Here is a 25,302-nt window from a genome sequence, read left to right on the forward strand (position 1 = left end):
CAATTTTTTTACAAAATTATGGATGAGTAAGAGCTTCCTATGATAACAGAACCAAAAACAGCTTTAGTTGCAGATTGGCTTGTCACTTATGCGGGTGCTGAGCGCGTAATGACTGAAATATTAAAAGTTTTCCCAAAATCAGATCTATTTGCTGTGATTGATTTTTTAAGCGATGAAAGTCGACAGCATTTTTTAGGTAAACACGCCCAAACAACATTTATTCAAAAATTTCCTAAAGCTGAAACAAAATACCGCAATTATCTTCCATTTATGCCTTTAGCCATTGAGCAGTTAGATGTCTCTGCCTACGATGTGATTTTATCGAGTAGCCATGCAGTAGCCAAAGGTGTGCTTACGGGGCCCGACCAACTGCACATTAGCTATGTTCACTCGCCTATACGCTATGCATGGGACTTACAGCATCAGTATTTACGTGAGTTGGGGCTCACCAAGGGCATAAAAGCCATTATTGTACGTTGGTTATTACACAAAATTCGGATGTGGGACTACCGCACCGCCAATGGGGTAGATCACTTTGTTGCAAACTCTAAATTTATTGCGCGTCGTATTCATAAGGTATATGGCCGCGATGCAGATGTGATTTATCCACCTGTAGATACAGATCGTTTTACACTACGTGAAAACAAAGATGATTTTTACTTTACCGCTTCACGTATGGTGCCTTATAAGAAAATTGATCTAATTGTTGAAGCTTTTTCTCATATGCCCAATAAAAAATTGGTCGTGATTGGGGATGGCCCAGATATGCAAAAAATCAAGTCTAAAGCGACATCTAATATCGAAATTTTAGGGTATCAACCGAACAGCGTGATGCAAGATCATATGCAGCGCGCTAAAGCCTTTGTATTTGCAGCGGAAGAAGATTTTGGTATTACACCTGTTGAGTCTCAAGCATGCGGCACACCCGTGATTGCTTTTGGTAAAGGTGGGGCACTTGAAACAGTGAATTGTGAGGTTGGATTGCATCCGACAGGAACTTTTTTTCAAAAGCAAGATGTCCCTAGCGTAATTACTGCGGTTGAGTATTTTGAAAAAAATGAGAATTTGTATTTACCAGAAAATTGTCGTACTAATGCTTTGAAATTTTCAAATCAGCGATTTGAGCAAGAGCTAGAAATTTATGTACATAGTAAATGGCAAATGAAGCAAGAGGAAATGAGCACTTTATAAAAATACGCCTAGCAGTTGCTAGGCGTATAAAATTTAACATCTACCATATAAGTCTTCGAATCGGACAATATCATCTTCTCCAAGATATGAACCAGATTGTACTTCAATTAGTTCGAGAGGAATTTTTCCTGGGTTTTCCAGTGCATGAATTTCTCCCAAAGGAATATATACAGATTCATTTTCTGTAAGAAGGAATGATTCCTTGCCTTTATGAATTTTTGCAGTCCCATTGACAACAATCCAATGTTCTGCACGATGATGATGCTGTTGTAGTGAAAGTTTCTGCCCTGGGTTAACAACAATACATTTGACTTGATAACGGTCACCACTGTCTATGGAATCGTAATTACCCCATGGTCGATATACTTTTCTATGTAAGTCGACCTCAGTCCTTTGCTGTGCTTTTAATATTTCTACAATTTTCTTAATATCTTGAACTTTATTTTTATGTGCGACAAGTACGGCATCAGATGTTTCAATGACGACAATATCTTCTAGACCTAAAACACCCACTAAACGACTTTCAGCGTATACCAGTGAATTTTGAGTATCGTGGATGATGGTATCGCCGCGTAATGCATTGCCTAAAGCATCTTTTTTGCTGACCTCCCATACGCTTTTCCAAGCTCCAACATCATTCCAATTGGCATTTAAAGGAATGACAACAGCTTTATCTGTTTTTTCCATAACAGCGTAATCTATGGAGTCTTCAGGGCATTGTTCAAAACTTGTTTGACCTAAACGGACAAAATCGAGGTCAATTTTGCTTTCATTCACTGATTTTTTCGCATTGCTAGCAATAGCTGGATTGAACTTTTCTAATTCTTTTAGATAAACAGATGCTTTAAACATAAACATGCCACTATTCCAGAGAAAAGAGCCATCAGCTAGATACTGTTGTGCAGTCACTAAATTCGGTTTTTCGACGAAACCTTCTATGTTGAAAGCTTGAGGTTTCCCCGCCGTGTGAATAGAATCTGCTACTTTAATATAACCATAACCTGTTTCTGGTGAATTGGGCACGATACCAAAAGTAACCATTTTTCCAGCTTCGGCAGTTGCTAAGCCAACTTTAATGGCCTGATTAAATGCCTCTTGATCTTGAATAACATGGTCGGCGGCAAGAATGAGGAGAATGGGGTCTTCACCATAAGACAGCGCAAATTCTGCAGCGGCTGCAATTGCGGGAGCTGTGTTCCTTGCAACAGGCTCTAACACAATTTTAGCTGTCATTTTTTGTTGGCGAAGTTGTTCAGCAACAATAAAGCGATGATTTTCATTGGTTACAATGATAGGATTTTGAAAGTTAATTAAAGATGCATTTAGGTTTGAAATACGATCTAGAGTAAGTTCGAATAATGTTCTTTCGTTTGTGATTGGTAAAAATTGTTTTGGATAGCTTGAGCGAGACAACGGCCAAAGTCGTGAACCAGAACCACCAGATAAAATTACAGGTATCATTGAAAATCTCTTATTTGTGTTTCATGTGCTATTTATATGGTTTTTCTAAGAAAAATCGAATATTGTTTTGTAAAAACAACAAAATAGTGATGAATTTTTACTTAGATTAAACAATTATAGATAAAACTTGAATTATTGCTACAATAATAATATATTTTATTCCATTTTAATTATAGGGTTAGGATATTTTTATTGATGAAGAATATCCAAAAAAGTTATTCTTTATAAAGATTTAGCTTTTAATAAGTCTGATAACAATTCTTAATAGGCAAAAAATGGCTTCAAGGTTACACGCATCATATGTGTCAATATTACAACGTTTTTGTGATGTTGTAGCAATTTATTTGGGCTTTTATTTTATTTCTAAAATAAATAATATGCCTATAGATAATAGAACGCTTTTAATGTTTTTGAGTGTAGTTAGTTTATTTCAGCTCATTGGTGGCTTAACCGATTTTTATCGCTCATGGCGTGGCGTTAGTCTATTTAATGAACTTATTTTTTGTTTGAAAAATGTTTTTTTTAGTGTCGCTTTAATTGGTCCTATTTTACTCTTTTTAGGCAAGATGAATGCACAAGTGATATTCACCTACTTTTTGAGTGTGGTTTTCATCATGTCTGTGCTGCGTATTGCTATACGTTTATCTTATGCATTGTTTTTTAAGTATTTTATTCGCGCTAATGATGTGCTTATCCTCGGTGATTCTGATAAAGCACTTAAGCTTTTTCAAGATTTAAAAGACTCCGAATGGACAGGTTTTAACCCAATAGGTGTGTTCTCATTTAGACAGGACTATGACCGCTTTGTTTATTCTGGTGGACTTGATGATGCGATGGAGATTGTTGACAAACAAAAAATTAATAAGGTTTATGTTGTGATCAATCAAGATAATATTGAACAAGCGGATCAAGTTATCAAGTCTTTAGCAGATACTACATGTTCAACAGTTATTATTCCTGAGTTGTTCTCGCATGACTTTTTATACTCGCGTGTTGAGGATATTAATGGTACGCCGATTATTCCAATTATAGATACTCGTTTAACAGGTATTAATACTTTATTGAAGCGCATTGAAGATATTTGTTTTTCACTGGTTATTTTATTGTTGATTTCTCCAATTTTAATTGGCATTTCAATTGCTATTAAATTAACATCTAAAGGTCCAGTTTTCTTTAAGCAGACGCGTTATGGTTTAAATGGAAAGCCGATTTTAGTTTACAAATTTAGAAGTATGAATGTCATGGAAAATGGAACTAAAGTAACTCAGGCCATTAAAAATGACCCTCGGTTGACCCCAATAGGTGGTTTTTTAAGACGGACATCTTTAGATGAACTACCGCAATTTTTTAACGTTTTATTAGGCAGTATGTCTGTTGTAGGTCCGCGTCCACATGCAGCAGCGCACAATGAAGAATATCGCAAACTAATTACGGGCTACATGCTTAGACATAAAGTGAAACCTGGTATTACGGGCTTAGCACAGATTCGTGGGTGGCGTGGGGAAACAGATACTCTGGATAAGATGGAAAAGCGTGTTGAATGTGACTTGGAATACATCCGAACTTGGAGTCTTCTATTGGATATTAAAATTATATTTTTAACGGTGTTTAAGGGTTTCATTAATAAATCTGCATATTAAATATTTGTGTTTTCAATATTTGATACGTTTATAGAAACTTTGGGTTGTTTGCACTATTTTTAAACATTTTGAAATAAAAAATAGTGTAGTGTTAATAAATAATTTTTTGATAAAAAAGTGTATCTTCGATGATTAAAAAAGCGATTCTTCCTGTGGCTGGACTAGGTACCCGATTCTTGCCTGCAAGTAAAGCGATTCCTAAAGAAATGGTTACTGTGGTAGACCGCCCAGCAATTGAGTATGTTATCAAAGAAGCAGTAGCTGCTGGGATTGAGCAAATCATTTTAGTCACACATTCATCGAAAGCATCTATAGAAAACTATTTTGATCGTAACTTTGAATTAGAAACGACATTAGAACAAAAAAAGAAGTTTGATTTACTTAAAGAAATTACCGACATTTTACCTGCAAGTGTAAGTGTTGTTAGTGTACGCCAACCACAACCTTTAGGGCTTGGCCATGCTGTTCTTTGTGCTAAATCTATTGTTGGTGATGATGATTTTGCTGTGCTCCTGCCTGATGTCTTGGTTAAAGATAGTGATACGCGCAACGATTTAAGCTTAATGATTGAGCGTTATACTAAGTCAAACGCAGCCCAAATTATGGTTGAAGCTGTCCCTGATAGTTTGGTTGATCAATATGGTATTGTCGATGTTGCTGAAATTCCTGCTGAAGGCGAAAGTTATGTCATGCAAGGAATTGTAGAGAAACCTGCAATAGGTATGGCTCCTTCTAATTTGTCAGTTGTTGGGCGTTATGTATTGCCTGCACAGATTATGACTTTATTAGAACAAACACCGAAAGGTGCTGGGAATGAAATTCAATTGACAGATGCGATTGCAATGCTACAGCAATCAAAGCCTGTTGAAGCATATCGCATGAAAGGACGAACGTTCGACTGTGGTAGCAAAATTGGCTATTTGAAAGCAGTTTTACATTATGGTGTTGACCATCTCAAGTTAGGTGATGAGTTTAAAGCACTGATTAAAGAGTTAGAGTTATAAAAAAAAGAGGGATGGGCCATGAAAATCGCAATGTTTGGTACAACACTGTATGCGGGTGTTATCTCATCATTACTTGCAGAGAGTGGACATCAGGTCTTTATTTGTAATGATTTACAAGACCATACAGCGCTATTCAATCTTAGAGATCAAGATGTTGTTCATGCTTTAGAAAAACAATATCAAAGTGGTTTTCTAAGTTATTGTAATTTTGCGGCTCTTCCCTTGGATATTGATGCGTATTTTTTTAGTTTCAATCCAACTCAAGAGGCTGAGGCACTTGATGTTGTACAGAAATTAAAAATGCGCACGATTATTCATCCTAAATTGATGATTAATGCCTCTACTTTTGGTCTTAATGGTACAGAAAAATTAAAAGCCGTATTAACAAAAGATCATTGGGTTTATTTCCCTGATATTATTCAGGAAGGTCAAGCTTTTAAAAGTGTGACGAGTGCCTCTAAAGTGATTATTGGCTGTGCTGACCAACAAGCACAGGGTGACTTAGAGGAAATGTTGCGACCTTTATTTCCACGCCAGCAACAATATTTATTTATGCCTGTTTTAGATGCTGAATTTACCAAACTCAGTATTTCAGGCATGTTGGCGACTCGTATCAGTTATATGAATGATTTGGCAGATGTTGCTGAAAAGTTGGGTATTGATATTGCCCATGTTCGAGATGGAATGGCAGCAGACAGTCGGATAGGTGAATCGTATTTATATTCAGGTGCAGGTTTTGGTGGTGAAAACTTTTCACATGATATTTTGACTCTATCAAATACCATCAGTAATACTGGAACAAAAAGTCAGCTGTTGGGACAAGTTTGGGATATCAATGAGCAACAAAAAGAGTTTCTTTTTCGCAAGTTGTGGAATTATTTTCATGGAAATTTAGCTGGAAAAACGATTGCGATTTGGGGGGCTGCTTTTAAGCAACATACCTCAAGTACCAGTTTCTCACCTATTCATCCGATGCTTGCCGCACTGTGGGCGCAAGGTGTGACTGTTCGTTTGCATGATCCACAAGCCTTAGAAGAAATACACACAATTTATGGTGAACGTGATAATTTAATTTTATGTGAAGATCAGTATGACGCGGTGAATCAGGCACACGGTTTATGTGTTCTAACTGCATGGAAGCAATATTGGTCACTTGATTATACGCAATTAAAACTTAAATTAGCCCATCCTTTGATTTTGGATGGACGTAATATTTATCAACCTGATTATGTTAAAAGTCAGGGTTTTGCATATATGGGAGTAGGAAGATAATGATAAATTTAACTATTTTTCCTAAAAAAACGCTAGCAACAACACTTGAACATTTACAACACTTAAGTAAAACCATTGGTCAGAAGCACTTAAATACTTTTTTTGCCGAAGATGACCAAAGATTTAAACATTTTTCTGTTCAATATGATGAAATCACTTTTGATTTTAGTAAGCATCGTGTTGATGAGTCCGTAATAAGCGCATTGATTGACTTTGCACAAGTTCGTGATCTCTCTACATGGACGAAACGTTTATTTTCAGAAGAAGAAATTAATTATACAGAGCAACGTGCAGCTATGCATTGGGCGCTTCGTTTACCGAAACATGATGAGCAGCACCCTAAATTAGCTGGGAAAGTACATGAGCAATTAGAGCGAATGTATGCATTGGTTGAGAAAATTCACGCGGGTCAGTACCGTGGTGCAACGGGTGAAGTTATACAAGATGTGGTCAATATTGGTGTGGGTGGGTCTGATCTAGGGCCATTGATGGTGAGTCATGCCCTGTCTGATTTTAAAGTCAACACATTCAAACCACTAAAAGTGCACTTCGTATCTACCATGGATGGTAGTCAGCTTTCAGATTTACTGCATCAGTTACGTCCAGAAACGACATTATTTATTATTTCATCTAAGTCTTTTGGAACAATTGATACACTCTATAATGCACAAACTGCACGTCAATGGCTTGAAAAGCAATTGGGCCAATCAGAAGCAGTGGATCAGCATCATTTTATTGGGGTATCGACTAAGCCTGAAAAAATGACAGAATGGGGTATAGCACACCAAAATCAGTTTTTGCTCTGGGACTGGGTTGGTGGGCGTTACTCTTTATGGTCATGTATTGGGTTGCCGATAGCATTAAATATTGGTGTACAAGGCTTTAAACGTTTACTTGCAGGTGCTCATGCAATTGATGAGCATTTTCAAAATGCTCCTTTGCGCCAAAATATTCCTGTTCTTATGGCTGTTTTGGGAATATGGAATCATAACTTCCTAGAAATTCAGACTCAGGCTATTTTGCCTTATGATGGTCGTTTAAAGTATTTTTCGGCCTATTTACAACAGTTAGAGATGGAGTCGAATGGGAAGTCGATTCAGCGTAATGGTCAGAAAGTTGAGTTGGATACTTGCCCTATTGTTTGGGGTGAAGTGGGTCCAAATGCACAACATGCTTTTTATCAGTTGTTACACCAAGGTGCACATAAAGTAAGCTGTGAGTTTATTGCGCCAGTGAATCGTTATGCCGCTAACCAATTTACCTATGTAAAAAATGCCAATGCATTGATTAATCAACACCATTTAGCGTTATCAAATTGTTTGGCTCAGTCTCGTCTCTTGGCCTTTGGTAATCAGGCACTTGATGCTGAAGAGGTGGCGGGTCTAGAGAATTATCAAAAATATGAAGGTAATCAGCCAAGTACAACTATTTTGCTTAAAGAACTGAATCCTTATACCTTAGGTATGTTGGTTGCGTTGTATGAACATAAAGTATTTGTGCAATCTGTTTTGTGGAATATCAATGCTTTTGACCAATGGGGTGTTGAAAAAGGTAAACAAATTGCGAACCAAGTACTTCCAATTTTGACTGGTACAGCAAAAGACTATTCTGATTTTGATAGTTCTACCCGTGGTCTATTAGATATTTTACTTGGAAAATAAAATGGCAAAAATATTAGTCACAGGTGGGGCGGGTTATATTGGTTCACATACCTGTTTGGAGTTATTGGATGCTCAACATGAAGTTGTTGTCTTAGATAATTTATCAAACAGCTCTGAAGTTTCATTATCGAGAGTCCAAGCTTTAGCCAATAAAGGTTTAACTTTTATTCAAGGGGATATTCGCGATGCGCAGATTTTAGATCAAATTTTTGCACAGCATCAGATTGATGCGGTTATTCATTTTGCGGGTCTAAAAGCAGTCGGTGAAAGTCAGGTCATTCCACATGCTTACTTTGACCATAATGTTGCAGGCTCGATTAATCTTGTTCAAGCGATGATTCGTGCCAAAGTGTTTAAATTGGTCTTTAGTTCATCAGCAACAGTTTATGATGAAAAAAATATATCACCTTTAAGCGAAGATATGCCAACAGGAATGCCAAGCAATAATTATGGCTATACCAAGTTGATTGTTGAGCAAATGTTACAAAAGCTTGCCGAATCAAACGCTATTTGGTCCATTGCTTTACTGCGTTATTTTAATCCTGTTGGTGCACATAAAAGTGGCCAAATTGGAGAGGATCCACATGGAATTCCAAATAATTTAATGCCATTTGTGACTCAGGTTGCAGTAGGGCGACGTGAAAAATTGTCGATATTTGGTCGTGATTACGATACCCCAGATGGTACAGGCGTGCGGGATTATATTCATGTTGTTGATTTGGCTTGTGCGCATGTCTTGGCGATTCAGAACAGGCTGAATGATACAGGTTGTCGTGTTTGGAATATTGGCACTGGCAATGGGATTTCTGTACAGCAAATCAAGGATACCTTTGAGAGAGTCAATAATGTGCATATTCCTTTTGAATATGCGCCACGTCGGGCAGGGGATGTTGCAACAACGTTTGCTGATAATGCTCGAGCAGTTGCTGAATTAGGTTGGCAGCCAAAATTTGGGTTAGAAGATATGCTGGTTGATAGTTGGAACTGGCAAAAGCAAAATCCAAATGGTTTTATGCAGGACTGATACAATATTTTAAAACTCTGTCATGTATTGATTATGCAAACAATCATGTATTTATTCCCTTATTTTAAAAAACATCGCTATGATGTTTTTTAAAAATGAACTTAGATGAAGAATATTTATGAGATATCAAAGTATTAGATTTTTTTCACTTGCGGTTTTATCTGCACTTTCTTTGCCAGCAATTGCACAAGGAATTGTTTTAAATAATGAAGACTTACGAACTGATTTAAATTGGTTAAATCAACAAGGTGTGATTCAAATTAGCACGTCTACATGGCCTTTAAGTGGTGATGAAATACAACGTGCTTTATCTAATGCAAAGATTGATAATCAAGTTCAGCAGCAAGTCTTGGATTCCGTGCAAGCTGCTTTAAGTGCGGAAAATACAACAGCCAAAGCCAGTTTATATGCTGAATCTGATCCCCAAAATGTACCGCAACATTTTGCAGATGAACAAAAATCACAATATCAAGCGGCTGTTGAGTTCAATGCTGGTGGGGCGCAATCGGATGCAAGACTGCGTATTAATGCTGAAAAAGACCCTATTATTGATAATGGGCATGATGTGAATGTTGAAGGGTCATATTTAGCTGGAAAGTTGTGGAATCAATGGTTGATTGCAGGACAAATTCCAACCTATTGGGGACCTGGGCATGATGGTAGTCTAATCCGAGGGGATGCAAGTCGTCCAGTATACGGTTTTACAATGCAACGCGCTGAGCAAAAGGCATTTGAAACGAAATGGCTGTCTTGGATTGGCCCTTGGCAGTATCAAGTTTTTGCTGGCCGATTAGATGATTATGAGGCCGTGCCAAATACAAATCTCTTGGGAATGCGTTTAACAGCTCAACCTTTACCTTATCTTGAATTGGGTGCATCACGTACATTCCAAATAGATGGTCAAGGTCAACCTGATAGTTTCAAAGCCTATTGGAATGCTTTTATTGGTAAAGATAACGAATGTGATGATAGTGGGTGTATTGGAGAGGGGAATGCCTCAAACCAAATTGCAGGCCTAGATGCGCGTTTAAATCTACAACAATGGTTTAAAGTTCCATTGAGTTTGTATGGGCAGTTTGTCGGTGAAGATGAATCAGGTTTACTGCCATCTCGGAAAATGTATTTGGCAGGACTCGATTATTCCTCACAAGTGAAGAATATGCCGTTCCAGCTTTATACTGAATGGTCAGATACACGTACCAATGGTGATGTTTGGGGTTATTCATATAATCATCATAATTATATAGATGGTTACTACCAACATGGATTCCCTTTAGCTCACGCTATGGGCGGTGATGGTCAGATGTATAGTTTAGGTGGGGATATTCGTTTCGATAAAATGAATCGTTTAAATGGTCGCATCTTGTTGGCAAAAGTGAATCAGTCAGGACTTGAAATCAATCATGCTTTTCCACAAAAAGATGAAATCAAAGCTCTAGATTTAACGTGGACACATTATCTTCGTCCGAATACGCCGTTGAAATTAAGTGGTTGGGTCAGTGACTCTGACGTGTATAGTGGAGATAGCGGCGTGTCTTTAGGGATTGAAATTCCATTGGATCGCTCATTATTTTAATAAGCTGTCCGTTTTTAGAGAACCCATCGGGAATTCAGCTAAAAATAAAAACCATTCAACCTATATGATAAGTTGAATGGTTTTTTATTAGCATGCAGAACAATTTAACCTTGAATCAACTGCGTTAATTCATCCACATAGTCTTGTATTGGTTGTGGATTTTGGTCTTTACGGCTTTCAATGTTGAGACGTAATAAAGGTTCAGTATTGGAAGCACGTACATTTAGACGCCATGCACCAAAATTCAGGCTGATGCCATCCGTTTCATCAATTGCAGGATTTTGATCGGCAAAGTGATCAAAAATCTTTTGAATGGTGGCTTGAGTATCCGTAACTTTAAAATTGATTTCACCCGAACAAGGGAACTTTTCAATCATATCTTCAACCAGTGAAGACAATGTTTGCTGGGTTTCTGAGAGTACAGAAATTACCAATAACCAAGGAATCATACCGCTATCACAATAAGAGAAATCACGGAAATAGTGGTGAGCAGACATTTCTCCACCATATACAGCATTATGTTCGCGCATAACCTGTTTAATAAATGCATGTCCTGACTTAGACTGCACAGTTTCACCTTTGTACTGTTCAGCAATATCCAAGGTATTCCATACTAGACGCGGATCGTGCACAATTTTTTCGCCTGACTGTTTCAGCAGGAAGGCCTGAGCCAATAGGCCGACAATGTAATAGCCTTCGATAAATTGCCCCTTTTCATCGAATAAGAAACAGCGGTCAAAGTCGCCGTCCCAGGCAAGGCCCATGTCTGCGCCGTGCTCCAAAACTGCATTGCGAGTGCTATCACGGTTTTCGACTAGCAATGGATTAGGAATACCATTCGGAAAAGTACCATCCGCTTCATGATGTATTTTAATAAATTTAATAGGAACATTCAGTGTTTTGAACTTTCCTTCAATTGCATCAATAACATGCCCAGCAGCGCCATTACCGGCATTTACTACTAGCTTCAACGGAATAATTTTTGCTGGATCAATATAGGTCATCAAATGTTCGATGAATTCAGGCAGGATATTGTATTTTTCAGTTGAGCCTTTCACCGTAGTTTTAGTAAATTCACCAGATTCTACCAATGCTTGAATCTCTTTTAAACCTGTATCCGCACTAATTGGTCGTGAGTTCTCGCGAACCAGTTTCATCCCATTGTAATCCATAGGGTTATGGCTGGCCGTTACTTCAATACCACCTTGGACATCTAAATGGAATGCGCCAAAGTAAACTTCTTCTGTACCTGTCATACCTAAATCTAAAACATTCACACCCGCATCATTTAAGCCACGAATGGTTGCTTGCTTTAAATCTTCACTGCTTAGACGAATATCGCAGCCCACAACCACGGTTTGGGGTTGATAAATTTGCCCATAAGCACGGCCAATTTTATAAGCAATATCTTCGTTCAGTTCTGTACCGAGTTTGCCTCGAATATCGTAGGCTTTAAAACAAGTGAGTTGTGTCATCTGAATTCTCGAAATAATTCCTGAGTAGTGAGGGAAATGTGATTATAGAAGGAAAATAGCTTCTATATGCCATGTTACTGTTTAACTTTTATATCGATTTTGCTTTTGCTAAGATCCGTTGAGCCCAGTCAACATAATAATTTACATCGTCTAGTTGTTCCTTTTTTGAAGGATGATTAATTGTAGTAAAGGCGGTAATACCTCTTACTTCAGATATAAACTTTTTAGGCCAACTGAGTGATTGAGAAAGTATTGAATTGTTTAATTTTTCGAAATCTATCTCAATTAATAATTGAGTTTTTTCTTCATATCGGAGTAATAGTGTAGAGATGTTCTTTTTTCCATCTGATGTATCAATTTCACATAGATAGAATTGTTCATCATTTTTTGTGTTTATAATTCTATAGACATAAAAGTATCGTAGTTGATTGGCGTTAGAAAACTTGTGGCCTCGGAAACGTTTATATTTTTTAAACGGTGAATTCTTAATTTCTTTGATTTCATATCCTTTTTGTTCAATTTTGTCCAATACCTTAATCAAGTCTTTATGAGTGACTCGCTCTAGTTGAATATCTGATTCTGTTGTAACTCCAGGCAGAGTACCCTCTATATCTCCTTCTCCGCCAGCAAATCCTTCTTCTTGATTTTGGTCTTTATCCATCTGCTTTCGTCTTTGCCGTATGGTAGTTTCGGAAGGGGGCGTCTCTAAAGAAATTTTTAATTCTTCTATCGTATAAATTTTTCCTGGGAGGTTTCTTAGTTTGGCTATTAGTTTATCGATATCTGCATCAGCTTTTTGATTTAATTTTTCTCTAGGTGGACATGTTGGTGTTGACTGCTTGGGATTTTGTCCTTGAGCATTTTTTATTTGTTGTATAATCTTTTTTGAAGTGAAATGAAATTGAATAGGGCGGTTGATAGCTGTATCAAGATTTTTGAAAGACGTGATGCGCTCAATTCTGTAAATACCTGTTTTTTTATTAAAAATACCCTCTACTGTTAGGTTAATATTTTTGATATTAGGAGCTTCCATATCAAAATTAAAGCTTTTAACACCTTTTTGATCAACAATTGTTTTTTGATAAATACTAAGGAAGGCCTTATTTAAGTCCGGCTGTAATAAAATTAAAGCTAGCTTCTTTAAAAAATGAGGATCAGAGATATCAGCTCTCATAATTTTTTTGTTTTGCGCAATATTAATATGTATAGCATTTTCATCATTCATATCCACTAAAATATCTGTTGAATAATTTTCTGCAAAAAGTGCTGCACGTAAAAGATAGGGGTGTGAAAAAAATAGATCCCGAGCAAGAATAAGCTTAGGTAAAAGAATTGTCATATTTTTCTTTAATATGGGTGAATCATAATTAAACTCAAAGTATAACTGACCGTTATGCGTTTTTTGATAATTGTTCTTGGATAAATCTAAAACGTTGAGCGCTGAAAAATCCACTGATTTCAGGGTGTGGTTAAATAATTTCTGTGGATCAGGATTGGCAATTGGAGTTTTATGGTAATAAAGAAGAATACTTTCAATTGGCAATTTAAGATGAATATACCGTTTAATAAGAGGGTTAAATAAACAAGTATCAATATCAAACCGAGTTTGACCATGTCGACTAATTTTTTTCGCAGTATAATAAATCATATCTTTCGGTAAATATTCGATCAGACAATCACTCATTTTTAATTTCCCCCCCCAAATACTATTAAAAAATCTACGAGCTTCTGGCGTTAATCGTTCAGGGCTTAATCCGGATAGTCGAAGAAAAACACTCGGTGGATAGAACTGATTTTCAGTGTATTGGCGAATAAATGTTCGTGTAAGACGGCGTATTTGATAACAATCTACAGACTCAGCGTAACGCTCTAGAAAGGCGGTGGTGAGTGGTAAAAACCTCCAGTTTTTTTCAATCATACTTACCGAGCCAAGTTGCTTAATAAAAAACTTTTTTGTCCATTGTGGAGAGTCGAGATCTTCTAATAATTGATCCCGGATTTTGATGAGTTGTTTAATCAATTGTTGATCTCGCTTTTTCCAATCTACACGTGGCTTGGGAATGGCTGAAGGTAATACCACAGCAGATTTATTTGTCAGTAATAGCCAGTTCTTATGATTACGATATAACCGAGCGTAAAGTGCAGGATCACATTGACGTGCCTGCTTAACAGAATTTTTCTGAATTAATTTTGTCCATTGTTTTTGATCTTCAGATAATATCATATCTATTTTATTATTAACCCATACAGGGGGAGCTTCGTGCTGCTGATCTAAGTTTGTTTTTTCTATAGATGCTAAGCTAACATATTGCTTATATGTTTCAATTGGTTTTTGCTCTGGAACCAGCGATTTTAATACAATGCAATGCTCAAGATAAGAAAATGCTTTACGATGTTTCCTGCACATATTTTTGAGCCAGCAGTGAACCGTACCGGGTTTGTCGGAGAGTCAATATTCTGAGAGACTATCCCGATGACAAAATTAAAATATACCCCTGAAATCAGAGAAAGATCGGTTCAATTATTGATTGAATCTGAAAAAGATTATCCTTCTACTTGGGCTGCAATCACAGCAATTGCGCCTAAGATTGGTTGTACTCCTGAAACACTTCGTGCCTGGCATCAAAAGCATTTAGATCAGCAAAATCCTATTAAAGTACAACAGATATCTGATCAAGAAAAAATGAGGCAAATGGAACGTGAAATTAAAGAATTAAAGCGTGCCAATGAAATTCTACGTAAAGCAGCCGCTTTTTTCGCCCAGGCGGAGCTCGACCGCCCACACAAATAATGGTGGATTTTATCCATAACAATAAAGATCGATATGGTGTTGAAGCGATTTGTAGAATTTTACCGATTGCAGCTTCAACCTATTACCGGACTTTAGATCTCGCTGACAATCCAGAACATCGAGCGAAACGAGATCTACATGATGAGCATCATGCTGAACAAATTAAACGAATTTGGAAGGAAAGTTCAGGTCGATATGGTGTACGTAAAGTCTGGCAAAAACTGAAACGTGAAGGCTATATTATTGCGCGCTGTACTGTTGCTCGATTAATGCAAAAGCTAGGTATACAAGGTGTTTGGCGTGGTAAGAACAAACAAACCACCCGTAGCCGAGATGACCAAAAACGGGCAGATGATTTAGTGAAACGTAATTTTAATGCTGATCATCCAAACCAACTATGGGTGGGTGACTTTACGTATATTCAAACTCATTCAGGCTGGGTATATACCGCATTTGTTATTGATGTGTTCTCACGAGCAATTGTTGGATGGAAAGTATCTACACGGATGAATACAGATATGGTGCTCGATGCATTAGAGCAAGCATTGCATGATCGAGGCATGCCAAAGAATGTGATTCATCATTCCGACAGAGGTGTTCAATATCTTTCTATTCGCTATACCAATCGTTTAGAAGCAGCAAATTTACGAGCATCAGTCGGTACGACTGGTGATTCATACGATAATGCTTTGGCTGAAACGGTGAATGGCTTATACAAAACAGAGGTGATTGAATATTTAAAAGCAGATTGGCAAGGTTTAGCAGATGTACAACTTGCGACACTAAACTGGGTGGATTGGTTCAATAAAGAACGTGTACATAGTGCGCTAGATTATGTATCACCTTTTGATTTTGAAGCAATGTACTATGATAAAATTAACCAGTTAGGTCAGGTGGCCTAACTTAAATAAAAAGTCTCCGACAAACCCGGTACGGTTCACAGTTCTCAGAAAGCAGATCATCTAAATGATAGTATTGAAGAAAGCTTTCGCCCCAGTAATCTAAGACAAGGTGACGAATTTTTTCGTAGTTGATATTTTTTTGACCTGACAGTAAGCCTCTGTCTTTCAATAGATTGAAGTGGGCATTTGATAAAATCGATACATCTTGTACTGCATTATGGCTCGATTGAATAAGTAGATCCTCGATTATTTTTGCTAACTCTAGATGACGCTTTAAGTCTTGTGAATTAATAAAAAGTTGTGAGGAGTCAATAAGGACATTTAAATGAGCATTATAAAATCTTCGGTCTAGCCCATTGCAAGGAACAGAGCTGACAAAAAGGGCAGATTCATGCTTTATGCAATATTCATATCCTGTAATCTGCCAGCTACGTTTCCAATACACTTCACCATATTGTTCCATCTGTTCTTGCCAACAATGCGGACAGAACCGAAAAAAATTCACAGATTTGATTCGCGACGCATTTTTTCCCAACTTGGTATGTAATGATTGATACTGTTCACCCTGTAATACATGTACAGCATAACGCATCACTGTATCAGGTTGAAATGGTTGATAAATTGGTAATAAGGTGTGGTGGTTGATTAAATAGAGTGCATCATAGCAATCGGGTAAATAACTAGCCAATTTTCCTATATGAGATGGTAAATCGTAAGTTGGCGTCAAATTTCTATTATTGAATAATTCTTCAGTAAGGTATTTGGGACTTAAAATTCCATTGTGAATAGCATAACGTGCAATCACGCTGTAAATTAACTCATCTGGATATGGTATTGGAAAATTTGAAATCATAATACACTTACTCTCTATTTTTTGTTTAATGCAACACAGGAGAGGTGGGATCAAACAAATAGTGAGATGATTTTAATAGCTCATAAACATCTACTTCCTTTTCTTGTGCTTGACTGAAAAAATTCCGTAAGTCATTGGCTTCAGTGCTCTTCCATTCTTCTGCTTTCATGACTTTGCGTGATGTTCTTGGTTTTCTTACCGAAGTTGTGGTCTGAGGCTGGTCCAATTTATCTTTTGCTACAGAGCCGTCTAATACTTCCAGAATATGCTGGAGTAGTACCTGTAAGTTCTCGTTTGGATATTTTTTTAATGCAGAAGTGACATGCAGATCTATTGTAGCAGCGGGGTGACCTAAGGCCGTTAGCATACCTATAAGTGTGGAATAATGTGGTCCTAGATCTTTATGCTGTTTTTCCGTTTTTAATGCAGCTTTGAAACGGTGTTGTTCAACATATTCCTCAATTTGAACTTGAGGGATAGTTAAGTCAGAATACCGTGCAATACGTGTGGGGTTGCCTGAGCGGAGTGCATCCAAAATATCGTGGACTGGCTGTAATTGTTCTTCGTAGACTTTTTTAAAAAGTTCAGATGTAATTTTTTCCAGACCAATGGTGATTGCATGAATCTGCACCAAGCAGAACAGTTTAACCACTAAATCTGGAATGCCCTGCGTATAATAATACCAAGTGTTTCTTAATTCATCGGTCAGTTCAGCTGGTAGTTGAACCCATTGATATTGCCACAGCTTGTTGGTGAAAGCATACCATTCAGAAATGATCATTTGATCAGGGGTGCTAGGATCGGGAGTGGGTGCTTCATTGCGCATAGGTTCCCAGATTAAAGAGCCTAATCCCGCACTGCGTCTAGCTGATCTTAAATCTTCTTGCAGAATTTCATTGGCTTTGGGTGTCCCAATCATCACAATTGGAATGGATGCCACATTCACAAGGGTGACAAAGAAATTAAGAATGATTTCAGCCCCGCCAGATTTTTTTGTATTCAAATGCTGGATTTCATCAATGATTAAAAGTCCAATAGAATAATTATTTGCGATAATTTTCATCTGCTGCAGCATAGCATTCACATTTAAGCGACTTCTGGTGAAACGATGCTCGAAGTTTGTATCTCCTAATGCTAAATCTACTGCTCTAAAAAAGTTTGAGCATAAGTTTTTTAAAGAGCTGTCATGCGGACAATCAATTTTAAGGTAAACAATTTGTTTTAATCCCAGCTCTCTATGTTCAATCACTTGCGGGTAATAACGCAAAATTTTGTTCATTGTCGTTGTTTTACCGCTTCCCGAACATCCTATAATTGACATGCTAGTTGCAGTCGACTCTGGAGGTGCATAGCGGTAAGAGCTTTCATTTGATGGTTCTAGTTGCTGAAAAGCAGCGTGTAAATGTCGATGTCTATCCCCATTAGTGATGTTTCTGCTCACGTAACCTTGCCGGATCATGATAGAAATTTTTTGTTCAAGGGATAGATGTTTAGTCAGTGGTTGAAAAAAATCATGAGGTAACTGAGCAATCAGATGGATTCTTTCTGGTTGGGGTAAGAAACGCTGTTCTGGAATAAATTTCAGTTTCCCTCGTAGGTGTTTAATAACCGATTTCGTGTCAAGGATAGGCGGTAATTGAGTAATGAGAGGATTATCCCCATAGATATCTTCTATCGATGTGTTGACCGCGAGTTCATTATTATTCATTCTTCATCGTCCTCTTCAAATAATTGTCTCATTAAGTCTGGTTGACTGGTCAAATCCAGATTGCTGCTGTGAGATGGGGGGGGTGGAGGATTGTCTTGGTTGGGATGGATAGTCCGGATAGAATTGACGGACCTATTTTGGAGATGTTCCTCACGTTCCACCTGAATTGCTTCTTGTTTGTTCTGACGAATATCCCGAGTACGTTGTGCTTTAGAAAGTTGGTGAACTCCTGCTTGAGCCTGCCGGCTCTGTGCTGTGTGGATGATTTTGTCAGTAAAATCCTGCAATTCACTGATGGCTACGGACTTTAGTTGTGAATGCTGTTTTTCAACAGTTTTGATTGCTTTTTGAATTTGTTCAGCTTCCCACCAGGTCAGATGCTGATATTGACGTGAGGTATCACTTAAGTGGGCTTCCCAGTATTCCAACTTATTTTCATCAAAGAAAACATAAATGGTATTTACTGAGTATGGGTCAAAACCAATCCGCAACTTTTTCGGGCGGGATTTGGTCGTGTTACGAATAAACCAGCCTTGTTGATGCATTTCCAAACATTGATAGAGTAAGCCTTTGACTTTAAGTCCCTTGTCACTTAAGGAGGCGTCGGTCCTAGGTAACAAGCCAACATATAGTGATTTGTTATCCACTTGTCTTAACATCCCAGTACGGTGCTGTAGACCCCACTGCCAGAGCTTAAGGGGGATAGAAGGCAATTCAGTCGGCATATCTGCACTGCGATCATATTTTGTCAAGACATCAAAATTATTGCGTAATAAGACGCAGCTTAATATGATTTTTCTGAACTCTTCTAAAGTCAGACAAGCTTCTAGCCGATAATCATGTCCGCCTTTCTTTTTTTCCTTGAATCCAGAGACAACACCAATATTATCGTAGGATTTAAAACGTGACTGAATAATTCCGAAAGCCCTCTCTACAATACCTTTAGCATCGCTTCGATACGGTGGTGCATTTTCAATTCGAACAGAAAAGTTTTTTTCAAGAAGTTCAATTTGATAACCAATGAGTTCACCACGGTCTGCAAGTATGGCACTAGGTAAACCATAAATCGGCCAGTCCTCTGGTTGTATTTGTAAGCCGTAACTCTGACAGAATGTCACTTTATCTTGGATTGCGACGCTGAGGCATTGTATGGCTGTGTTAAATGAGCTGTTTTCCATACCAACATAAAGCCCAGTAATCATCCGGCTAAATACATCGATAGCAAGATAGACGGTAGGTCTGCCAATAATCTGTGATGGATCTCGTGATGATACAAGGTAAATATCAGCAACCGTTGAATCTATCTCATAACGTGCGCCAGGGCCATTTGCTTGCTTGGTTGCTGTTGAAATTAGAGGTTTGTGATCTTTCAGGGTTTTCTGATTCGTCAGAATTTCCTTGGAATTGTTCTTATTTCTATATCGCGTATTATAAAAATAATAGAATTGAGCATAGGTTGGAATATCTGAGGTTTGCACTTGATGAAAGTGCTTAGAAAATACACTTTTAAACCGAAGATAAGTTTCGTTAATGGATTGTTTTTTGACAGGAACTAAATACTCTTCGATGGCTTTCTTAAAATATAATTCAACCTGTTCAGTGACATTCTTACCTCCATTCGATTCATAGATGCGTGGTCTGCCAATTTTTTTATCACCTATAGCTCTTTTTTGACCTTTTCCACCTGAGTTTTCATAGTCCGGTACCAAAGCATTTATAGTTTGACCACGCTGCCAGTAGCGTCTTAGGAGTCGTAGAATTTTATTAATTGATACTTCTTTTTCTAGATGTATAGTTTTAATTTTTGCAGTCCTGATTTTTGTATTGATAAGAACTTGTTCATCATTAATTAAATCTTGAATAATTAAAAAGTTTTCATCTCTTTTTTTGAGTTGAATAGAATCTTCACTCAAGTTTAATCGTTTTAAGTATTCATAAGGATCTTGCGCTGGTATCAGGCTTTGATCATCTGAGAGAGTTTGAAGTTCCTTAGACAAAATGAGTTCAGGAAAAGCATTTTTATTATCAATCGCAATCCATACCGTATACTGCGGTAAGAATTTGAGTATTCGGTATTGTGTTGAATTCAAGATGTAAACTGAATTAATTAGTTGCATGGACTGTATTCTCATTCTGGAGCAAATTACTTGCATGAATATCAGAGAGTTTAAGCTCCAAGTACGAAATTTCTAGATTAAATTGAAGTATTCGCAGTGCAAATAATTTTCTAAACAATGCGAGCGTCGCTCCGATACCCATTTTTTGAGTTTGGTCAGAATGCTTACAAAATTGGATTAATGAGCTTTGAGGGTACTGGCTAATCTCTTCCATAAAATAAACTGCTTGATCAATCATGTGATTTGTTATGTCAAGGTCATTTTTTTCTACATACAGCCATTTAATGTTCTCTAGTACCGTAGCAGGAATGTCTTTTTCAGTAATCAGTTTGAACGGCGTATTGTGTTCTTCTTCCCAGTAACGACGTTTAATTTCTAATGACTCAATAACATGAGCTTTATTCAGATCCTTGCTGTAAAGAGTGTCAAGGGCTATAGAAAACTTACCAAAATCTACTAAAAAATCTGATGATAGGGTAAAAGGCATATAGTCAACCGATACTTTTTTCATTCGGAAACGAGAACAGATGGAGTTAAGATCATAGATATCCAAAAGATAATGTTCGCGAATATCTGTAACGTTCTGATTCCAATCAAGCAGTAAAAAGGTAGATAGCTCTAGATCAGAAAACAAGTGGTGAAGACGTTGACTCACACGACCTTGTACTCTATGAGAGCGACCAATTGAACTGAAGTTATGAACAGTTTTGCAAGGTTTATAATCTCGTCCATGGCCTTGGCAATATCCTTCTTTTACTAATTCCTCATAGTTTTTTATAATTTTTGTCATACAGAAGACCTGTGGAGTTTGGTGGATAATTAATCATATCTGAAGGGGGGTAATTTTGTATTTGGCAAAAACATACAAACTTAAATATATTTATATACAAACAAAATTTTATAATTTTTTATTTAATTATTCTTTTAATTCATTAACTTAATAATTAATCTGGTATTTTAGTACTCAATTAATGAGTTTAAAAAACGTTAATGATAGGCAAAAGTATTCAAATTACATCTTAGTAAACATCGTTGCATATTCTTATGTAAACCAACTGCATATTCATACTCAAACCCGACCATTCATTCTGGTTCATAGTAAAATGTTTATTTTCTATTCCAAATATTTTAGAACAAAATATGTAAATTTGGATCTTAAAGTACTACCTTAATCTGCTATAATTTGTACATCATTATGATGTACAAATTGGTGGAAAATATGGCTAACTTAGCAACAGAACGAATCAATGTTCGTTCAACCGTAGATGCAAAGATTGTAATTGAGCAAGCTGCGAATTTATTGGGTCTTAGTGTGAGTTCCTTTATGATCCAATCCTCATTTGAACGAGCAAAAGAATTACTTAAATCTAATCACGAGTTAAAAGTAAATAATGCTGATCGTGATATGTTAATGAATTTGCTTGAAAATCCGCGCCCTGCAAATGATGAGATGAAAAATTTAATGAGTTTATTGGATGAAAATTGAGGTTTTACAAGCCCATCATCAGAAAAAATCATTTAATTGTGGGCAAGATGATTTAAATAAGTTCATAAAACAATACGCATCCCAACATCAGAAATCAGGAACAAGTAAAACCTATGTTGCTATTGATGATGATGCACAGGTGAGGGGGTTTTATTGTCTATCAAGTACCTCTATAGGATTTGATGGGGTTGATGCTGTTCTCACTAAACGATTACCTCGTTATCCCTTACCTTGTGTGGTTGTGGGTCGCTTTGCCGTTGATCAAGCAGCACAGGGGCAAGGAGTTGGAAAAGTACTTTTAGCACATGCTCTTAAACAAGTTTCAAAAGTTGCTCAAATTATTGGTGTTAATTTTGTTGTAATACATGCTAAGGATCAAAAAGCTATGAAGTTTTATCAGCGGTTTGGCTTTATCTCATTAACATCAAATCCATTAACATTAATATATCCAGTGAATGAAATACCTCATTTTAAATAAGGTGGGCTGCTAGCTAGTAACAGGAATAGCTAATAGACTTATTCAGAGTTTGCACATAGTTCCTTATCCCTTATTTTGCTTTATGACCAAATACTGCGTCTAATTATGGTAATTTAATTAAGTTTGTTTTATTTTTGATCATAAGTTGTTGATATATATTATTCATTATTTTTCAATTTTAAAATTAAGTTTGTATTAGAATTTGGTATCCTTAATTTTAGATGAAATTAAGTTTGTATTAAGTATCGGGTTCTTCCACTTTAAAATACGAATTCTTGCTCAGAAAGGTGAAGCATACTTTAAATAAAAATGAAATGTTTTCAAGATGAGGTCAAAAAGGGATGCTTTTTGAATCTAGGGTGAGATTTTTATATATCTATATTGTTGAATATATTAGTAATAATTTTATATTTCTGGTGTGATTCTAATTTGAATTTTTTTATATTAAAAACCCTGTAGACTTGGTGAAGAATCACTGGGTCTACAGGGTAGGGTTTCGTTCGTTTACTTCATTAATATCCAAACTTAAATAATTAAATCTAAACTTAATTATTTGATACAAACTTAATTATACGAACACATATATATCTATATTGTTGAATATATTAGTAATAATTTTATATTTCTGGTGTGATTCTAATTTGAATTTTTTTATATTAAAAACCCTGTAGACTTGGTGAAGAATCACTGGGTCTACAGGGTAGGGTTTCGTTCGTTTACTTCATTAATATCCAAACTTAAATAATTAAATCTAAACTTAATTATTTGATACAAACTTAATTATACGAACACAGATATCCAGCCTTTATTTAAATAATTATTCTACAGTGACCGATTTAGCGAGGTTTCGAGGTTGGTCGACATCCGTGCCACGAAGGACTGCAACATGATAAGACAGTAGTTGTACGGGTACGCTATAAACAATGGGAGCCAATATTGGGCTAATGCTTGGTACATAAACCACATGCTGACGGTCTTTGGCTTTAATGCCGCTATTTTCATCGGCAAAGACAAAGAGTTCACCACCACGGGCTTGAACCTCTTCCATATTCGATTTGAGTTTATCGAGCATGTCATCTTTCGGTGCGAGAATGACCACAGGCATGTCATTGTCGACTAAAGCGAGCGGACCATGTTTAAGTTCACCTGCGGCATAGCCTTCAGCATGGATATATGAAATCTCTTTGAGTTTCAACGCCCCTTCAAGTGCGATCGGGAAATTCGTGCCACGACCTAAGAATAAGCAGTGCTGCTTCTCTACGAAGAGTTCAGATAAACGTAAAATTTCAGGGTCATTACGTAAGGTATCTAAAATTACTTTAGGGGTGTGCCAAAGTTCAGCCGTAATCTCAGCCACATGCTGTACAGAAATGCTCTTCTTAACTGTACCGATTTTTAGGACCAATAACATCAGTGCTGCAAGCTGCGTGGTAAACGCCTTGGTCGATGCTACACCAATTTCAGGACCCGCCAGTGTAAGCAAACTATGATTGGTCTCACGTACCATAGACGATGTTGCGACATTACAAATAGTCATGGTGGTGATGTCAGTACCTTTTGCTGCAGCACGCTTTTGGGTATCACGCAGTGCGGCTAAAGTATCAGCGGTTTCACCAGATTGTGAAATGCAGACATAAAGTGTGTGATTGACAATGACAGGGCTGCGATAGCGGAATTCGCTCGCAATTTCTACTTGGCACGGTAAATCAATCAGTTGTTCAAACCAATATTTGGCAATCATCCCTGCATGGTAGCTTGTCCCGCAGGCAATGATTTGGATTTGCTGAATTTTTTGGAAATCAGCAACTGCATTGGCAAGAAAGTCTTCACGCAGTGCATTGCCATCTAGAGCTTGAGAAATTGTTTGTTGAATCGCTTCGGGTTGCTCATAAATTTCTTTGAGCATGTAGTGCTTATATTCACCTTTAGATGCATTGCTGACCGCAGCATCTAATTCTTTAATTGGGCGCTCGACCCGTTGACCAGCGACAAAAACTTCAATGCTATTGCGGGTTAAACGAGCAATATCACCTTCTTCAAGGTAAATAAAACGATTGGTAATAGGCAGTAAAGCCAATTGATCTGAACTAATAAAGTTTTCGCCAATACCTACCCCAATGACCAAAGGTGAACCTTCACGCACGGTAATCAGTTCATCTGGATGGTCGGTATGTACGATACCCAGTGCATAAGCCCCTTTAAGCTGAGGCACGACTTGTTGCACAGCTTCCAGCAAGCTTGAAGTTGACTTTAAGGCATCCTTCACCAAGTGAGCGACCACTTCGGTATCAGTCTGTGAGGTAAATACATAACCTAAAGCTTCAAGATCATCTTTAAGTTCTTGATAGTTTTCAATAATACCGTTATGGACTACAGCAACATCGCCTGAAATGTGCGGATGTGCATTATCTTCAGTGGGTTTGCCATGGGTTGCCCAACGCGTATGCGCAATACCCAGAGAACCTAGAATACCCGATTGATTAACGGCTTCTTCTAGATTGGATACTTTACCGACACGTCTTTCACGTAAAACTTGGCCTTGATTGACCAGCGCTAAACCCGCAGAGTCATAGCCGCGATATTCCAGGCGCTTTAAACCTTCAATTAAAATATTGGTAATACTACGTTCTGCAACGCCACCGACAATACCGCACATAATCTAA

Annotated in this window: 18 protein-coding genes and 1 other annotated feature; of the genes, 10 read left to right on the forward strand and 8 right to left on the reverse strand. The window is 37.3% G+C overall.

Features of this window, described 5'->3' with window-relative positions:
* The first annotated feature begins 39 nt into the window (after nucleotides 1–39).
* Nucleotides 40–1,191: a glycosyltransferase family 4 protein gene (locus F986_RS00320; RefSeq protein WP_004684251.1), complete on the forward strand. Its 1,152-nt coding sequence runs from the start codon at nucleotides 40–42 to the stop codon at nucleotides 1,189–1,191.
* Between the two features lie 33 nt (nucleotides 1,192–1,224).
* Here the strand turns inward: F986_RS00320 and F986_RS00325 are convergent, their stop codons facing one another.
* Entirely contained in the window at nucleotides 1,225–2,652 is a 1,428-nt protein-coding gene (locus F986_RS00325; RefSeq protein ID WP_004684252.1) for a mannose-1-phosphate guanylyltransferase/mannose-6-phosphate isomerase, read from the reverse strand.
* A 275-nt stretch (nucleotides 2,653–2,927) separates the two neighbouring features.
* Between F986_RS00325 and F986_RS00330 the strand changes: the two genes are divergently transcribed.
* The 6 genes from F986_RS00330 (at nucleotide 2,928) to F986_RS00355 (ending at nucleotide 10,829) form a co-directional block, all read left to right on the forward strand.
* The gene (locus F986_RS00330; RefSeq protein WP_004684255.1) at nucleotides 2,928–4,292 is read left to right on the forward strand and encodes an undecaprenyl-phosphate glucose phosphotransferase; all 1,365 of its coding nucleotides are present in this window, start codon (nucleotides 2,928–2,930) and stop codon (nucleotides 4,290–4,292) included.
* 128 nt (nucleotides 4,293–4,420) lie between these two features.
* Complete coding sequence (gene galU, locus F986_RS00335) at nucleotides 4,421–5,296, forward strand: UTP--glucose-1-phosphate uridylyltransferase GalU (RefSeq protein WP_004684257.1); 876 nt, start codon at nucleotides 4,421–4,423, stop codon at nucleotides 5,294–5,296.
* A gap of 18 nt (nucleotides 5,297–5,314) precedes the next feature.
* The gene (locus F986_RS00340) at nucleotides 5,315–6,568 is read left to right on the forward strand and encodes a UDP binding domain-containing protein (RefSeq protein ID WP_004684259.1); all 1,254 of its coding nucleotides are present in this window, start codon (nucleotides 5,315–5,317) and stop codon (nucleotides 6,566–6,568) included.
* A complete protein-coding gene (gene pgi, locus F986_RS00345) occupies nucleotides 6,568–8,229 on the forward strand; it encodes a glucose-6-phosphate isomerase (protein WP_004684260.1) in 1,662 nt (553 codons plus the stop codon). Before F986_RS00340 ends, pgi begins: the two co-directional genes overlap by 1 nt.
* A 1-nt stretch (nucleotide 8,230) precedes the next feature.
* The gene (galE, locus tag F986_RS00350) at nucleotides 8,231–9,253 is read left to right on the forward strand and encodes a UDP-glucose 4-epimerase GalE (protein WP_004684262.1); all 1,023 of its coding nucleotides are present in this window, start codon (nucleotides 8,231–8,233) and stop codon (nucleotides 9,251–9,253) included.
* Between the two features lie 112 nt (nucleotides 9,254–9,365).
* Nucleotides 9,366–10,829, forward strand: a complete 1,464-nt coding sequence (locus F986_RS00355) for a capsule assembly Wzi family protein (RefSeq protein WP_026056508.1) — start codon at nucleotides 9,366–9,368, stop codon at nucleotides 10,827–10,829.
* 104 nt (nucleotides 10,830–10,933) lie between these two features.
* Here F986_RS00355 and F986_RS00360 read toward each other — a convergent pair whose 3' ends face one another.
* On the reverse strand, nucleotides 10,934–12,304 hold the full coding sequence (locus tag F986_RS00360) for a phosphohexomutase domain-containing protein (protein ID WP_004684265.1): 1,371 nt from the start codon (nucleotides 12,302–12,304) through the stop codon (nucleotides 10,934–10,936).
* An 88-nt stretch (nucleotides 12,305–12,392) separates the two neighbouring features.
* On the reverse strand, nucleotides 12,393–14,711 hold the full coding sequence (locus F986_RS00365; protein WP_004684266.1) for a Tn7-like element transposition protein TnsE: 2,319 nt from the start codon (nucleotides 14,709–14,711) through the stop codon (nucleotides 12,393–12,395).
* A gap of 66 nt (nucleotides 14,712–14,777) precedes the next feature.
* On the opposite strand from F986_RS00365, the gene F986_RS00375 reads away from it, so the two are divergent.
* Nucleotides 14,778–15,997, forward strand: a protein-coding gene (locus tag F986_RS00375; RefSeq protein WP_115613868.1) for an IS3 family transposase whose coding sequence is annotated in 2 segments (ribosomal slippage) — nucleotides 14,778–15,054 and nucleotides 15,054–15,997 — 1,221 coding nt in all. Because the reading frame shifts where the segments join, the coding sequence is not laid out codon by codon here.
* Nucleotides 15,053–15,169, forward strand: a sequence feature (AL1L pseudoknot). It overlaps the preceding gene by 117 nt.
* 1 nt (nucleotide 15,998) lies before the next feature.
* Here F986_RS00375 and F986_RS00380 read toward each other — a convergent pair.
* Genes F986_RS00380 through F986_RS00395 form a run of 4 tightly spaced genes read right to left on the reverse strand, consistent with a single transcriptional unit; the run spans nucleotide 15,999 to nucleotide 21,465 of the window.
* Nucleotides 15,999–16,850, reverse strand: coding sequence for a TniQ family protein (locus F986_RS00380; RefSeq protein ID WP_004684272.1), 852 nt, complete (start codon nucleotides 16,848–16,850; stop codon nucleotides 15,999–16,001).
* A gap of 25 nt (nucleotides 16,851–16,875) precedes the next feature.
* Entirely contained in the window at nucleotides 16,876–18,558 is a 1,683-nt protein-coding gene (locus F986_RS00385; RefSeq protein ID WP_004684274.1) for an AAA family ATPase, read from the reverse strand.
* Nucleotides 18,555–20,675, reverse strand: a complete 2,121-nt coding sequence (locus tag F986_RS00390; protein ID WP_004684275.1) for a Mu transposase C-terminal domain-containing protein — start codon at nucleotides 20,673–20,675, stop codon at nucleotides 18,555–18,557. Before F986_RS00390 ends, F986_RS00385 begins: the two co-directional genes overlap by 4 nt.
* On the reverse strand, nucleotides 20,662–21,465 hold the full coding sequence (locus F986_RS00395; protein ID WP_004684276.1) for a heteromeric transposase endonuclease subunit TnsA: 804 nt from the start codon (nucleotides 21,463–21,465) through the stop codon (nucleotides 20,662–20,664). Before F986_RS00395 ends, F986_RS00390 begins: the two co-directional genes overlap by 14 nt.
* Before the next feature lie 429 nt (nucleotides 21,466–21,894).
* Between F986_RS00395 and F986_RS00400 the strand changes: the two genes are divergently transcribed.
* Both F986_RS00400 and F986_RS00405 read left to right on the forward strand, forming a co-directional pair.
* Nucleotides 21,895–22,161: a type II toxin-antitoxin system TacA family antitoxin gene (locus F986_RS00400; protein ID WP_017396924.1), complete on the forward strand. Its 267-nt coding sequence runs from the start codon at nucleotides 21,895–21,897 to the stop codon at nucleotides 22,159–22,161.
* The gene (locus F986_RS00405; RefSeq protein WP_004684281.1) at nucleotides 22,151–22,639 is read left to right on the forward strand and encodes a GNAT family N-acetyltransferase; all 489 of its coding nucleotides are present in this window, start codon (nucleotides 22,151–22,153) and stop codon (nucleotides 22,637–22,639) included. The genes F986_RS00400 and F986_RS00405 overlap by 11 nt, the downstream gene beginning before the upstream one ends.
* 817 nt (nucleotides 22,640–23,456) lie before the next feature.
* Here F986_RS00405 and glmS read toward each other — a convergent pair.
* A complete protein-coding gene (glmS, locus tag F986_RS00410) occupies nucleotides 23,457–25,295 on the reverse strand; it encodes a glutamine--fructose-6-phosphate transaminase (isomerizing) (RefSeq protein ID WP_004684283.1) in 1,839 nt (612 codons plus the stop codon).
* Between the last annotated feature and the right edge of the window lie 7 nt (nucleotides 25,296–25,302).

The organism is Acinetobacter johnsonii CIP 64.6 (assembly GCF_000368045.1).
GTDB lineage: Bacteria > Pseudomonadota > Gammaproteobacteria > Pseudomonadales > Moraxellaceae > Acinetobacter > Acinetobacter johnsonii.